11 protein-coding genes and 1 pseudogene are annotated in these 13440 nt (G+C 73.3%); 2 read left to right on the forward strand and 10 right to left on the reverse strand.

Annotation, left to right across the window (positions count from 1 at the left end):
* Positions 1-48: 48 nt before the first annotated feature.
* Positions 49-714 (reverse strand): spermidine synthase, encoded by a 666-nt coding sequence (locus ACFC0D_RS28545; protein WP_376441792.1) that lies wholly within the window; start codon positions 712-714, stop codon positions 49-51.
* A gap of 108 nt (positions 715-822) precedes the next feature.
* Positions 823-2568: a glycoside hydrolase family 3 protein gene (locus tag ACFC0D_RS28550; protein WP_376441795.1), complete on the reverse strand. Its 1746-nt coding sequence runs from the start codon at positions 2566-2568 to the stop codon at positions 823-825.
* A gap of 205 nt (positions 2569-2773) precedes the next feature.
* On the opposite strand from ACFC0D_RS28550, the gene ACFC0D_RS28555 reads away from it, so the two are divergent.
* Positions 2774-3436 (forward strand): TetR/AcrR family transcriptional regulator, encoded by a 663-nt coding sequence (locus tag ACFC0D_RS28555; protein WP_376441798.1) that lies wholly within the window; start codon positions 2774-2776, stop codon positions 3434-3436.
* 83 nt (positions 3437-3519) lie between these two features.
* Here the strand turns inward: ACFC0D_RS28555 and ACFC0D_RS28560 are convergent, their stop codons facing one another.
* From ACFC0D_RS28560 to ACFC0D_RS28590, 7 genes and pseudogenes are all read right to left on the reverse strand, one after another.
* Positions 3520-4128: a hypothetical protein gene (locus ACFC0D_RS28560; RefSeq protein WP_376441801.1), complete on the reverse strand. Its 609-nt coding sequence runs from the start codon at positions 4126-4128 to the stop codon at positions 3520-3522.
* Complete coding sequence (locus ACFC0D_RS28565; RefSeq protein ID WP_376441803.1) at positions 4125-5441, reverse strand: hypothetical protein; 1317 nt, start codon at positions 5439-5441, stop codon at positions 4125-4127. Before ACFC0D_RS28565 ends, ACFC0D_RS28560 begins: the two co-directional genes overlap by 4 nt.
* A gap of 323 nt (positions 5442-5764) precedes the next feature.
* Positions 5765-6520 (reverse strand): annotated as a pseudogene (locus ACFC0D_RS28570) (ABC transporter ATP-binding protein); the annotation flags it as partial.
* 77 nt (positions 6521-6597) lie between these two features.
* Positions 6598-7500, reverse strand: coding sequence for a zf-HC2 domain-containing protein (locus ACFC0D_RS28575; protein ID WP_376441806.1), 903 nt, complete (start codon positions 7498-7500; stop codon positions 6598-6600).
* Entirely contained in the window at positions 7497-8069 is a 573-nt protein-coding gene (locus ACFC0D_RS28580) for an RNA polymerase sigma factor (RefSeq protein WP_376441808.1), read from the reverse strand. Before ACFC0D_RS28580 ends, ACFC0D_RS28575 begins: the two co-directional genes overlap by 4 nt.
* A 65-nt stretch (positions 8070-8134) precedes the next feature.
* A complete protein-coding gene (locus tag ACFC0D_RS28585) occupies positions 8135-8725 on the reverse strand; it encodes a hypothetical protein (RefSeq protein ID WP_376441811.1) in 591 nt (196 codons plus the stop codon).
* 357 nt (positions 8726-9082) lie between these two features.
* Positions 9083-9718 carry a GNAT family N-acetyltransferase gene (locus ACFC0D_RS28590; RefSeq protein ID WP_376441814.1) on the reverse strand — a complete coding sequence of 212 codons (636 nt, stop codon included), beginning with the start codon at positions 9716-9718 and terminating at the stop codon, positions 9083-9085.
* Between the two features lie 130 nt (positions 9719-9848).
* Between ACFC0D_RS28590 and lon the strand changes: the two genes are divergently transcribed.
* Complete coding sequence (gene lon / locus ACFC0D_RS28595) at positions 9849-12251, forward strand: endopeptidase La (RefSeq protein WP_376441817.1); 2403 nt, start codon at positions 9849-9851, stop codon at positions 12249-12251.
* Between the two features lie 114 nt (positions 12252-12365).
* Here lon and ACFC0D_RS28600 read toward each other — a convergent pair whose 3' ends face one another.
* A complete protein-coding gene (locus ACFC0D_RS28600) occupies positions 12366-13220 on the reverse strand; it encodes a lytic polysaccharide monooxygenase (protein ID WP_376441820.1) in 855 nt (284 codons plus the stop codon).
* Positions 13221-13440: the final 220 nt, after the last annotated feature.

The raw sequence follows: 13440 nt of genomic DNA on the forward strand, positions 1-13440 counted from the left end.
GCATCGCTGGTGTCGGCCAGCAGCCTAGAGGCACCGGGAGTGTCCAGGCTATCCAGGCCGGACGGCGAGGTGCACCACGTCAGGGACGCCCCGGGCAACCGGGATCTCTTCCGTCCGTACCCCGCTGAATCCGGCATTCCGCAAGGACGCTTCGAAATCGGCGGAGGGTCGAGCGGACCACACGGCGAGGATCCCGCCGGGGTCGAGCCGGTCCGCGCAGGCCGCCAATCCCTCGGCGGAGTACAGGCTTTGGTTGCCCTCGGTGACGGTCCAGTCGGGCCCGTTGTCGATGTCCAGGCAGAGGGCGTCGTAGGTGTCGGTGGAGGTGTGGACGTATTCGATCAGGTCCGTGTGCAGGATCACGTTCCGCGGATCCGCCAGCGCCTGGCCGGAAATCGCCGCCAGCGGCCCTTCGCGGTGCCAGTCGATGATCGCCTGCTCGCGCTCGACGACCGCGATCCGGCCCCAGCGGGGGTCGGCGGAGGCGTGGGCGAGCGAGAAGCCGACGCCGAGGCCGCCGATCAGCACGGATGCGGCAGTCCGTCCGCCGAGGGCGTCCATCGCCGCGTCGATCAGAAGCCGTTCCGAACGTCCGTCGGAGGTGTCCATCAGGAAGGTGCCGTTGGCGATGATCTCGAAGTGCTCGTCGCGTCGGCGCAGTACGACCTCTCCGTACGGACCCTCGCGGCGGTCGAGGGTGACGGGGCTGGACATGTTCACTCACTCCCGGTCTCGTCGGACGGTTGTCCCGGCCATCCTCGCGGGCGGGGACGGCCGGGACAAACGCATACCCGGGGGAGCGGAGTTGACGCGGTCCTCGGGTTACAACGGCAGACCGTGACCGTGCGGGAAGACCGGATCCACCGTGTCGTTGGGGACGTCCGGGCGGGCCGCCGCCACCGCGGCCATCGAGCGCGGCAGTTCGAAGGGGAGCCTGCCCTCCGCCTTCGCCCGCCCGAAGGCCACGTCGAGCAGTGCCTCGTCGCTCGCGCCGTAGTCGGCGATCAACGCCGCCGCGTTCTCGGCGATCTCCGGGAGGACGGCCGGCCGCTCCAGGTTGACGCAGACCACCGTCGGAACCGTGCCGAGCAGCGAGAGGATCCTTGCCAGTTCGGGCTCCTCGAAGGCGAGCGAGCCGGAGTGGAAGAAGGATTCGAAGCGGTTCGGGCGCTCCTCGTACGGGGTGCGCAGCCGCAGCACGGCGAGGTCCGCCTCCGCCGGGGTGGTCACGACGTCCCCGTACGCCGCCGCGACGGCCGCGTCGACGTTCTCCACGTACAGCTTCGGACGCCCCGAGAGCGGCAGCGGCCCGTCCGTGAGGACCGTGAGCGAGCGGCGCTGGGCCGCCGCGCCCGCCGCCTTGAAGTCGGCGCGGCCGACCGTCTCGGCCGCCTCGTCCGGGTCGACGTACCGGCGCCCGTCGAAGAGCCCGAGCACGAACTTCTCGCGCAGCAGCCGCCGTACGGACTCGTCGATGCGCGCCTCGGAGATCCGGCCCGACCCGACCAGCTCCACGATCACCTCGGGGCACTGCTCGCCGCCGAACTGGTCCGAGCCCGCCTCCAGCGACTTCGCCGTGCGCTCGGCGACGCTCAGGTGCTCCACGCCCCACGCCCGCGCCTCGTGCGGCTCGCCGAAGATCACCGAGTCCGTCAGCAGTCCCCAGTCGGTGCAGACGATCCCGGTGAAGCCCAGCTCCTCGCGCAGCAGCCCGGTCACCACACCCTTGTTGAAGCCGAAGCCGACCTCCTCCCAGTCGGTCCCGATCGGCTGGCCGTAGTACGGCATCATCTGCGAGCAGCCGGCGGCGATGGCGGCCTTGAAGGGTTCCAGGTGGTGGTCGCGCATCCCGCCCGGGTAGATCTGCTCCTTGCCGTGCGGGAAGTGCGGGTCCTCGCCGTCCTTCTGCGGCCCGCCGCCGGGGAAGTGCTTGACCATGGCCGCCACCGAGTCGGGACCCAGCTCCTCGCCCTGCAGGCCGCGGACATAGGCCTGGACGAGTTCGCCGGTCAGCTTGGCGTCCGAGCCGAAGGTGCCGGTCTGGCGGGCCCAGCGGGGCTCGGTGGCGAGGTCGATCTGCGGGTGGAGGGCTGTACGGAAGCCGACCGCGAGGTACTCGCGGCGGACGGTGTCGGCGAAGTGGAACACCAGCTCCGGGTCGCCGATCGCGGCGAGCCCCAGCGCCTCGGGCCAGGCGGAGAACGCACCGGCGTTGAAGGAGGCGCCGACGTTGTCCGTGAAGGCGTGGCGGGGGTCGGTGGAGAGGGACACCGGGATGCCGAGCCGGGTGTTCGCGGCCATCTCCTGGACCGCGTTGTGCCACAGGGCCATCTCGCGGGCGCCGTAGGTGCCGAGCAGGTTGAAGTGGCTGAGATGACGGCCCTCGACGAGCTCCGGGGTGGTGAACGGCAGCATCGAGCCGTCCGTCTCGGTCACCGGCGTGCCGTCCGCGTTCATCATCAGCATGGAGTGGAAGAGCTGGCCGGCCTTCTCCTCCAGGGTCATCCGGGCGAGCAGGTCCTCGACGCGCTCGGCGACGGGGCGGGAGGCGTCCTGGTACGGGTGCATGTCGGGGCTCCTGGGGGTTGCTTGACCGAGCGGACGGACAGGACAGCGACCGCGCCGAATGGGCTCCATCGATCACGGACGGCAGCGGAGTCGGCCTGGGCGTCCTCAGGCTAAAGGCGAAAACCGAGTGACCACTAGGTTTCTAGAATGTGTCCTGGGTCACAGCGCGAAAGGGGTGATTCGGGCACGCCTTAAGGTGATCCCCATGCCGGAGAGCAAGGGCCGAGCGCCCCGTGGAACCGCAGGTAGGGGCAGCTACGCGGTAGGAGACGCGCGCCGCCTGAAGATCCTGGACACCGCCGTCGAACACTTCGGGCAGTGGGGCTTCCACGCCTCCTCGCTCGCGCGGATCGCGAACGACTGCGGGATCACCCAGGGCGGTCTGCTGCACCACTTCCGCAGCAAGGAGGACCTCCTGCTCTCCGTCCTCGCGCAGAGCGAGCAGCACGACGTCGAGCGTCTCTTCGCCGACGAGCCGGAGTCGTACGCCGCCTACCTGGAGACCGTCGTCGGTCTCGTCGAGGACAACACCCGCCGCCCCGGCATCGTGCGGATGTTCAACGTCCTGGTCGGCGAGTCCGGCAACGTCGGCCACCCCGCGCACCAGTACTTCAAGGAGCGCTACGCGCGCGTGCTCGGGCACACCGTCGACCTCCTGGAGGCGGCGGTACGGCGGGGGGAGCTGAAGGCGGGCATCGACTGCCGGGCCGTGGGGCAGGAGCAGCTGGCCATGATGGACGGCCTGCAGTTCCAATGGGCCCTGGACCCGGCCTCGATGGACATGCCGGCGCGCGTACGGGCCTTCCTGGACCGGCAGTTGCGAGAACTCTCGACGACGGGGGAGGGGCTGCCGGGAGCGTCCGGCTGAGACGACCGGCCCGGCGAGCGTGTTGCCGCACAGGTTGTCGTATGCGTGCGTGCGTGCGTGCGTGCGTGCGTGGGTGCGTGCCGTCAGGTCCGTACGGGACGGGCTCCGCGGAACGCGTAGAGCGCCGTGCCCCCGGCGAACGCCCCCAGCGCCATCGCCCAGGCGCCCACCTGCGGGCCCGGTTGCATCGGCCAGGCCCACAGCGCCGCGGCGCCGCCCGGTCCCGGCGGCGCCGCCATGTAGACCGAGCCGACGTACACCGCCATCGGGATCCAGCTCGGCCGGGCGCCGATCAGCGCCGCCGCGGCGGCCGTGACGCCGACCGCGCCCAGGGTGTTGCGGACGATCGCGGGCCCGCCGAACTCCTCCGGGTGACCCGGCACGGCTAGCGCCAGCAGGGCGACGGCCAGGACGGTCAGGGCGAGGAGGTGCGCGGTGCGGCGAGGGGGCCAGGGCCGGGTCGCCGTACGGTCCAGCTCGTCGCTCGCGGTGTACAGGCTCGTCCCGATCGCCGACGCGGCCAGCAGCGGGCCGAGGACGACGACCGGCACGCGGGAGGTGTGGTCGAGGCCCGGCCGGGACTGGAGCCAGTACGCGAACCATGCGGCCGCGGCGGCCGTGCCCAGCAGGGCGGCGACGGTGCCCGGGAGCGTGCGCGAGCGGACGAAGAGGGCGAGGCCGGCGGTGTTCATGGGATCGGCACCTCCTCGGGGCGACAGCCGTCCGCCGCCATGTAACGGGCGAGGTAATCCCGTTGGGCAGCCGGGGACTTGGCGCGCAGCGCGTCGAGGTGCCGCTGCGTGCCCGGGCCGACGGGGACTCCGTAGTCCTCCGGTGTCGGCGCCAGCCACTCCGACACCGCGAGATGGATCTCGCCGAGCCGTTCGACGTCCGGTCCGGCGAAGTCCTCGGAGCGGCAGGTCTCCGAGAAGAGGAACTGGACGGCCGAGTTCAGGTACAGGTCCGGGCGGGACAACTCGCCCCGGACCGCGTCGAGGTCCGGGTTCGGGAGGGCCGTCTCACCCGGGCCCGGGGCGTTCGGCCCGCCGACCCAGCGGGTCGGCGCGCCCGGCAGCCCGCGCAGGCGGTCGTTGAGCGGGGTGAGCGCCTTGGAGATGTCCGGCAGCAGTTCCCGGTCGACGTTCGGCAGGCAGACCTGTGGTGTGCGGCCGTCGCAGACCAGCCGGGCGGCCGCCGGGTCCTGGCGCCACGGACCCTCCCGCGGCAGGCCGGCGATCGGTACGGCGGCGGCCACCGCGGCGGTCAGCGGAAGCAGCGCGAGCAGTCGGAGCCGGGCGCTGCCCGCCGCGTACGCGAGGAGCGCGGCCAGGGCGAGTCCGACGCACCACACGACCCAGAGCGGCGCGAACCACCACACCGGTCTGTCCCAGGTGTAGAAGTGCTCGACGGCCGGGTTGAGCCAGAAGCCGGTGAACTCCGTACGGGTGGCCGTTCCGAACACGACGTAGCCGACCACCGCGAGCAGCGGCGCCGTCAGGCGCCACGACACCAGCCGCCCGACGAGATGACCGAGCGTACCGAGGACGGACAGTGTGACCGCGTCGGCGGCGACGAGTTCGAGGAACGGCCGCCCGCCGCCGACGTACGGCCAGGTGGCCAGCAGGCACACGGCGGCGGCGAACAGGTATCCGGCGGCCGGCCAGAGCACCGTCGGTGCGACGGAGAGGAGGATGCGGCGCAGTGGGCTCCGTGGCACGGAGCCCAGCAGCTCCAGCGTCCCGCTGCGCCGGTCCCGCCCGCCCTGCCGGCAGCCGAGGGCGAGCACGAGGGGGCCGACGAGCAGGCCCGCGACGATGTGCAGCATGTCTGTCGTGTCGGTCCAACGCGACTGCCAGCCGGGCGCCTTGGCGTACATCGTCACGAGGACCGTGACCGCGACGGCGGCGCCGGCCCAGGGGCCGGCCCCCCGCCGCAGCTCGGTACCGACGACGGACGTACGGGGCGGGCCCGCGGCCTCGCGGGGAGGTGCGGCGGTCGCGGTCAACGGAGGTCCTCGGGGGAGACGGGAGCGGTGGCGGTGGCGGGGTCCGGCCGGGGCGTCCGCCCGCCCGGGTCGTCCACCGTGGACGGGGCCGGGAGGGGCACCGCGGAGCCCGTGTCCGCACCCGACGCCGACGCGCCGGAGGAGGCAGAGGCGCTCGGCGTGCCCGACGCCGAGGTGCCCGGCTTGCCCGACGTGCCCGGGGAGGTGGAGGCGGCCGGCTTGCCCGACGTGCCCGGCGAGGTAGAGGTGCTCGGCGTGCCCGGCGTCGAGGTACCCGAGGAGGTGGAGGCGGCCGGCGTGCCCGACGCGGCCCTCGCGCCCGCCGCGTGCGACGCGCCCGGTGGGGTGCGGTGGGCGCGTAGGGCCGACGTGTATCCGCGCTCGATCGCGTTGGCCGACTCCCCTGCTCCCGCGATCCCCGATTCCTCGCCCAGGGCGGTGAGTTCGGCGGTCGTTCCCCGGAAGGCGACCCGGCCGGACTCGATCAGCGTGACCTCCGAACAGGCCGCTGCCACGTCCTCCACCAGATGGGTGGAGACGATCACCGTGGACGACGCGCCGATCTCCCGCAGAAGCGTCCTGAACTCGACCCGCTGCTCGGGGTCGAGCCCCGCCGTCGGCTCGTCGAGGAGCAGCAGCTCCGGTTCGTTCACGATGGCCTGGGCGATCCCGGCCCGCCGGACCATGCCCCCCGACAGCGTCTTGAGCCGGGCGTCGATGCGGTCGGCCAGACCCACCCGCTCCACGGCGCGCTCCACGGCGGCCGGGACGAGCTCCGCCGGCATCTCCTTGAGCCAGGCCACGTACGCCACGAACTCGCGGACCGTGAAGCCCGGGTAGTACCCGAACTCCTGCGGCAGATAGCCGAGGCGGCGGCGGATCTCCGACCGTTCGCGGTGCGCCCCCGCGTCCCGGCCCAGCAGCTCCACCCGGCCGTCCGACGGAGCGGCCACGGTCGCGAGGATCCGGATGAGGGAGGTCTTGCCCGCGCCGTTCGGGCCGAGCAGGCCGTGGATGCCGGGGCCGAGGGTCAGGTCGAGGCGGTCGAGCGCGACGGTGCGGCGGTGCCGGACGGTCAGCCCGGTCGCCGCGACCGTCGTGAGCGTGGAGGCCGGCGTGGACCGCGTGGTCCAGTCGGTCCCTGTGCTGGGTGTGGTCACCGGGTCTCCAGGTGGTCGAAGGAACGGCGTCGCAGGGCCAGCAGGCCCGCGCAGACGACTGCGGCCGCGGCCCAACCGCCCTGTGCGGCAGGGCCCGAGAGGTAGCGGGCCAGCTCGGCGGTGGCTCCGGGACGGCCGAGCACCGGACCGGTCACCGCGAGCAGCCAGCCGCCGGCCAGCGTGGCCGAGGCCGCCCGGCACCCCACGAACGAACCGAGGGCGAGGGCCGCCAGAGTCAGCGCGAGCGCCGGCAGCAGCCAGGCCGCGGCGCCCGGCACGCCGGTGACCGGCGGCAGCACGGCCCCGGCCGCGGTCAGTACCGGCACGCACACCCCCAGCACCGCCGCCGCCCGGGTGAGCAGCAGGCGCAGCCCGCCGGAGGGCGTCGCCACACCGATCTCGTACATCGGGTCGGCGTGACGTCCGTACGAGACGGCCACTCCGGCGAGCGGCAGCATCGGGGCGACGGCGAGCAGCGCCGGCCGCGCTTCCCGGAACCCGGCGCCGTACGCGAGCCCGACGGCGGCGGCGACCACGACGAGCACCGCCACCAGCCAAGCTCCGCGCAGCGCGGGCCCGACGGCCCAGAGCACGCGCGCCCAACGGGAGACCGGGGAGAGGCCCTGCCCGCCGATTCCGAGGCTCGGGCTCACGGCCGGGCGCCGGGGCGCGCGGCCTCGGCCGGCGGCCGTCTCCGTGCGTACCGTCTCCAGGAGCGACGCCCGTACGTCCGCGAGGACCGCACCGGAGCTCCCCGCGCGGACCGCCGCGGAGACGCGGACCGCGCAGCCTTCGCACGCCTCGACATGCTTCTCCAGGGACCACGCGTCGGGTTCGGCCGCCGAACCCGACGCGTACTGAGCGGCCAGCGAATCGGTCACGTGCCACGGCGCGGTCATGCGGTGCCTCCCAGGGCGTGCGGGCCGAGGGCGGCCCGCAGTTCGCGACGGGCCCGCAGGGCGCGCGTCTTCACCGTGCCCTCCGGTATCCCCAGCAGCCGGGCCGTCTCGCGCGTGGTCAGGCCGTCGACGACGGTGGCCCGCAGGACCTCGCGCAGCTCGGGCGAGATCCGGTCGAGCGCGGCGCCGACGTCCCCGTACTCCAGACCCGCGAGGACCCGGTCCTCGGCGGAGGGGGCGGGGGCGACCGGTTCGGGCGCGGCGCGCTCCGCACGGGCCCGGGCGCGCTGGGCGTCGACCAGGCGGCGGGCGGCGACGACCCACAGCCAGCCGCCGGCCTCACCCCGGCCGCGGTGGGAGCCGGCGGAGCGCCAGACCGTGACGAAGGTGTCCTGGAGGACCTCCCGTACGGTCTCCTCGTCCGTGCAACGCCGGGACAGCCGGGCGTGCAGCCATCCCGCGTGCCGGTCGTACAGCACGGCCAGCGCCTCGGCGTCCCCACGGGCGACGGCACGCAACAGCGCGGAGTCGTCCCGCTCTTCTCCCCGTTCGGGGCGCAACAGTCTCACGCCTCTCTATCGCTCGGAGAGCGGTCGGCGGTTCACGCCGCGGCCGAGAGCGAGGCCGGGGAGGCTCAGGGGCCGGTCGGGGGGCCGCCGTCGGGGAGGGAGGAGAAGACCCGCTGCATCGCGGGCGAACGGTCGCCGTCGGCGCTGACGACGACCCGGTAGTCGTACGTGACCACGTAGGTGAAGCCGTCGTGCACCGGCTTTCCGGACGGTCGCGCGGGCACCTTCGCGTAGGCCGGGGCCTCCAACGCCGCCCGCAGCTCCGCGACTTCGGCGGGTGTCATGCGGCCGTTGCGCGGGGGTTCGCTGCCGGAGCGGGTCGTGTAGCTGCCGTCGTAGTGGACGGTCAGCTGGTTGTCGACGCCCGCGAGACCCCCACTGACGTTCACCGTCACGAGGACCTCGCGCGGACCGTGCTCCTTGTCCTTCTTCACGGTCCCGCCCGAACTCGTCGGGACGGGCGGGGCGGTGTCCCCGCCGCCGGTCGGCATCGGATTCGTCGTGCCGCCCCGAGTCCCGTCCTGCGTCGCGACCGGGGGTTTCGGGGTGTCCTGGCCGCCGCACCCGGCCAACGCCATCACCGGGAGCAGCACGATCGACGCGGCCCGGATCCGTCCCGCGTACCGTCTCCTGCGCACCCTGTCCCCGAGTGTCATGTCCCTGAGAATCATGGGTCCGAGCATCCCCTCAGCCGAGCCGATTGACCAGGGCCGCGTGCAGGGCGTCGAGCCGGGGGCCGTGCGGTCCGCCGCATACCGCGAGGTCGCACGCGTCCTACCCGGCACGGTCCGCGTCACCTCCGGCGGGTGGCCCGCCGGGGCTCCTGTCCTCGATGCACTGCCCGCACCCGGGGTAGCTGGTCGTCACGACGACTGAACGTGTGGGGTGGGCGTGGAGGTTGCAGTTCGCGCACCTTTCCTTCACGCCGCGCGGCGCACCGGGTGGGCCGGGGCCGCGCGGTGCGCGTCCTCGCGCCGGTCGGCCCCGGCTTCGGGCCACGCGGCCCGGCACCGTCATACGCCCCGGACGATCCCCGTCAGCGGGCCCTCGTGGCGCCAGCCCAGGGAGTCGTAGAGCGCCAGTCCGTCCCTGGTCGCCGACAGGACGCCCGTCTCCGCTCCCGCCTGCGCGCCCGCCGCCTCGAGGGTGCGCATGACGTTGGCGCCCAGGCCGCGGCGGCGGTGGGCCGGGTGGGTCTCGATCTGGTCGGCGACCGCCGTCGCGCCCGTCGGAGCCAGCTGGCCGCGGGCGGCGAGCGTGCCGTCCGGTGCCACGATCCGAACCCGTACGACTCCGTCCCGGGTCTCCGTCGTCCGCGCGTACCCCTCCGGCGCCGGAGGCCGCACGCCGGCGTCCAGTGCCTTGGTCATCATGAAGCCGGGATCGTCCGGGACGGTCCACCCCGGGGTGATCCACTCCGCGACCTCCTCCGGCCCCGCCATCACCTTCAGCCACGCGTTCGGCTCGGTGATCTCCGCGCAGAGCTTGCCCACGGACACCGCGTCCGGCGCCGGCAGTACATGCCGGAAGACGTGCGTCGGCAGGCCCACGTCGATCCGGTAGCCCCAGGGCTCGACGACGGCGGACGGGGTGCCGCGCGAGACGGTCCAGCCCGCCACCCACGCAGATGTAATAGACGCCATATCCATGGAGGCATTACACGGCATTCTCCACCTGGGCGGGAGAGCGATCGCTCACAGCGAACGCGGCCGGGGGAACATTCGGTGGCTCACGTGCATTGAGTCCACATAGCTCAACTTGACTGCCGAAGGGGAGATCATGGCTTCGACGTCCTCACCGCTCACTCTGCCTGTGCTGCCGCTCGACGACGAGGTCGTGCTGCCCGGAATGGTGGTGCCGCTGGACCTGTCCGACAACGACGTACGCGCGGCGGTCGAGGCGGCGCAGGCCGCCGCCCGCTCCGATTCGGGCAAGCCCAGGGTGCTCCTCGTGCCCCGCATCGACGGGACGTACGCCGGGACCGGCGTCCTCGGCACCGTCGAGCAGGTCGGCCGGCTCTCCGACGGCGACCCCGGCGCGCTCATCCGCGGCCGCGGCCGCGTGCGGATCGGCGCCGGTACGACCGGCCCCGGCGCCGCCCTGTGGGTCGAGGGCAGCGTCGTCGACGAGGCCGTGCCCGAGCCGCTGCCCGGTGCCGTGACCGAACTGGTCAAGGAGTACAAGGCACTGGCCACCAGCTGGCTGAAGAAGCGCGGCGCATGGCAGGTCGTGGACCGGGTCCAGCAGATCGACGGCGTCTCCGCGCTCGCCGACAACTCCGGCTACTCCCCCTTCCTCACCGTCGAGCAGAAGGTCGAACTCCTCGAGACCGCCGACCCCGTCGCCCGCCTCAAGCTCGCCACGGCGCAGCTGCGCGAGCACCTGGCCGAGCAGGACGTGGCCGAGAGCATCGCGAAGGACGTCCAGGAGGGCGTCGACAAGCAGCAGCGCGAGTTCCTGCTGCGGCGCCAGCTGGAGGCCGTACGCAAGGAACTGCGCGACCTCAACGGCGAGACGGAGGGCGACGAGTCCGACGACTACCGGGCCCGCGTCGAGGCCGCCGACCTGCCATCGAGCGTGCGCGAGGCGGCCCTCAAGGAGGTCGAGAAGCTGGAGCGGTCCAGCGACCAGTCCCCGGAGGGCTCCTGGATCCGCACCTGGCTCGACACCGTCCTCGAACTGCCGTGGAACGAACGGACCGAGGACCAGTACGACATCCAGGGCGCGAAGGCCGTCCTCGACGCCGAGCACGCGGGTCTGGAGGACGTGAAGGAGCGGATCACCGAGTACCTGGCGGTGCGCAAGCGGCGCGCCGAGCGCGGGCTCGGGGTCGTCGGCGGGCGCCGCGGCGGCGCCGTCCTGGCCCTCGTCGGCCCGCCCGGCGTCGGCAAGACCTCGCTCGGCGAGTCCGTCGCGCACGCGATGGGACGGAAGTTCGTGCGGGTCGCGCTCGGCGGCGTACGGGACGAGGCGGAGATCCGCGGCCACCGGCGTACGTACGTCGGTGCGCTGCCCGGCCGGATCGTCCGGGCCATCAAGGAGGCCGGGTCGATGAACCCGGTGGTCCTGCTCGACGAGATCGACAAGGTCGGCTCCGACTACCGGGGCGACCCGGCGGCCGCGCTCCTGGAGGTCCTGGACCCGGCGCAGAACCACACGTTCCGGGACCACTACCTGGAGGTCGAACTGGACCTCTCCGACGTCGTCTTCCTGGCGACGGCGAACGTCCTGGAGGCCATCCCGGAGGCGCTGCTCGACCGGATGGAGCTGGTCAGGCTCGACGGGTACACGGAGGACGAGAAGGTCGTCATCGCCCGTGACCACCTGCTGCCCAGGCAGCTGGAGCGGGCGGGCCTGGAGCCGGGCGAGGTGGTCCTGGAGGACGCGTCGCTGCGGAAGCTGGCGGGGGAGTACACCCGGGAGGCGGGCGTACGGAACCTGGAGCGGTCCGTCGCGCGGCTGCTGCGGAAGGTCGCGGCGCAGCACGAACTGGGCGACCGGGAGCTGCCGTTCACGGTCGGTGTGGACGATCTGCGCGGGCTGATCGGCCGGCCGCACCACGTGCCGGAGTCCGCCCAGGACCCGGCCGAGCGGCGGACCGCGGTGCCGGGCGTGGCGACCGGACTCGCCGTCACCGGCGCCGGCGGCGACGTGCTCTTCGTCGAGGCTTCGCTCGCCGACCCGGAGACCGGTGCGGCCGGTCTCACCCTCACCGGCCAGCTGGGCGACGTGATGAAGGAGTCCGCGCAGATCGCGCTCTCCTTCCTCCGCTCGCACGGCGCGGAGCTGGAGCTGCCCGTGACCGGTCTGAAGGACCGCGGCGCGCACATCCACTTCCCGGCGGGCGCGGTCCCGAAGGACGGTCCGAGCGCGGGCATCACCATGACGACCGCACTGGCCTCGCTGCTCTCCGGCCGCCTGGTCCGCACGGACGTGGCGATGACCGGCGAGGTCTCCCTGACCGGCCGGGTCCTCCCGATCGGCGGCCTGAAGCAGAAGCTCCTGGCGGCCCACCGGGCGGGCATTACGACGGTCGTGATCCCGAAGCGCAACGAGGCCGACCTGGACGACGTCCCGGCGGAGATCCTGGAGAAGCTGGAGGTCCACCCGGTCACGGACGTCCGCCAGGTCCTGGAGATCGCCCTGGCCCCGGCGGAGGTCGCGGTGAGCGCGGCGGCGTAAGTCCCTCGCGAGGAAGCGGGGTGCCCTGCACGGGGCACCCGCTTCCTCGTGCCTCCGGCCTGCCCGAGTCGTGCTTCGGGCCTGCCCGAGTCGTGCCTCGGGTCTGCCCGTACGTCAGCCGTTCCGGCGGCGCGCCAGCAGCAGGCTGCCCGCTCCGAAGGCCGCCAGGGCTCCCGCGCCCGCGAGGGCGAGGGGGAGCGGGGAGGCGGGCGTCCCCGCGGATTCGGCGGAGAGGGCGGGGGCCTGTTCGTCGCCACCGTGGCCGGCGTGGCTCACCGTGGAGCGGTCGGCGCCCGCGGCGATCTTCGCCTCGCTCGGGGCCGAGGCCGCCGTCGTACCGCCGCCGAAGGTGACGTCCGAGCAGCTGTAGAACGCCTCAGGGCTGTCGTTGCGCTGCCAGACCTTGTAGACGATGTGGCGGCCGGTGCGGGCCGGCAGGGTGCCGGTGAAGTTGTAGAAGCCGTCCGTCGCCGTGCGGGCGGTGGCGTAGGTGGCCACGGGCGTCGCGTCCAGGTCCGACCACTTCAGGGGCTGGGTCGGGTCGAAGCCCTGCTTGGTGATGTAGACCGTCATCGTGCCGGAGTGCGGCGCCGTCACCCGTACCTTGAAGTCGAAGGAACCGGCGCCGACCGCCGTGGCCGGCCAGTCCGTGCGGGCCCAGTCGAGCGTCCGGTACTTCTCGCGGTTGGCCGAGCAGAGCTTGCCGTCCGGGATGAGCAACTGGTGCTGTCCGTCCGCGTTGGCGATGTTCACCTCGTTCCAGTCGTACAGCGGCTGGGTGCCGGAGTCGGCCACCAGGTCCTTGCACACCTGCGACTTCGGCGTCTCGGGGCCTTCCGCGTAACAGGCCGCCACCCGGCTCACCGGGTTGAAGACGGCGCCGTGGGCTCCGGCGGTGGAGGGGGTGAGGGGGATCAGCGCGGCCGCGGACAGGGTGACGGCCGCTGCGGTGCGACGGTGCGAGGGCATGGCGGGGCTCTCTCTCGTGCGTGGGGGAGGACGGGACGAGCAACGAGCGGTTCGCGCACGGAAGTTGAATGCCGTACGCGCCACTCCGAGCCTCGCATTGGTCCATACCAATGGGCAAGGGGGCGGGCGCAGAAAGGCGGAGCGGCCGAGTGGCCGACACCGTGAGGACCCGCGCACGGCTCCGGCCCCGCACCTGCCCACCGGGCAGGATGCCTGTCTC

It is taken from the genome of Streptomyces sp. NPDC056222, assembly GCF_042264065.1.
In the GTDB taxonomy this organism is placed as follows: domain Bacteria; phylum Actinomycetota; class Actinomycetes; order Streptomycetales; family Streptomycetaceae; genus Streptomyces.

Coding starts and splice junctions, on each gene's coding strand:
- ACFC0D_RS28545 (WP_376441792.1), bottom strand. CDS start 714: ATGTCCAGCCCCGTCACCCTCGACCGCCGCGAGGGTCCGTACGGAGAG.
- ACFC0D_RS28550 (WP_376441795.1), bottom strand. CDS start 2,568: ATGCACCCGTACCAGGACGCCTCCCGCCCCGTCGCCGAGCGCGTCGAG.
- ACFC0D_RS28555 (WP_376441798.1), top strand. CDS start 2,774: ATGCCGGAGAGCAAGGGCCGAGCGCCCCGTGGAACCGCAGGTAGGGGC.
- ACFC0D_RS28560 (WP_376441801.1), bottom strand. CDS start 4,128: ATGAACACCGCCGGCCTCGCCCTCTTCGTCCGCTCGCGCACGCTCCCG.
- ACFC0D_RS28575 (WP_376441806.1), bottom strand. CDS start 7,500: ATGACCGCGCCGTGGCACGTGACCGATTCGCTGGCCGCTCAGTACGCG.
- ACFC0D_RS28585 (WP_376441811.1), bottom strand. CDS start 8,725: ATGACACTCGGGGACAGGGTGCGCAGGAGACGGTACGCGGGACGGATC.
- ACFC0D_RS28590 (WP_376441814.1), bottom strand. CDS start 9,718: ATGGATATGGCGTCTATTACATCTGCGTGGGTGGCGGGCTGGACCGTC.
- lon (WP_376441817.1), top strand. CDS start 9,849: ATGGCTTCGACGTCCTCACCGCTCACTCTGCCTGTGCTGCCGCTCGAC.
- ACFC0D_RS28600 (WP_376441820.1), bottom strand. CDS start 13,220: ATGCCCTCGCACCGTCGCACCGCAGCGGCCGTCACCCTGTCCGCGGCC.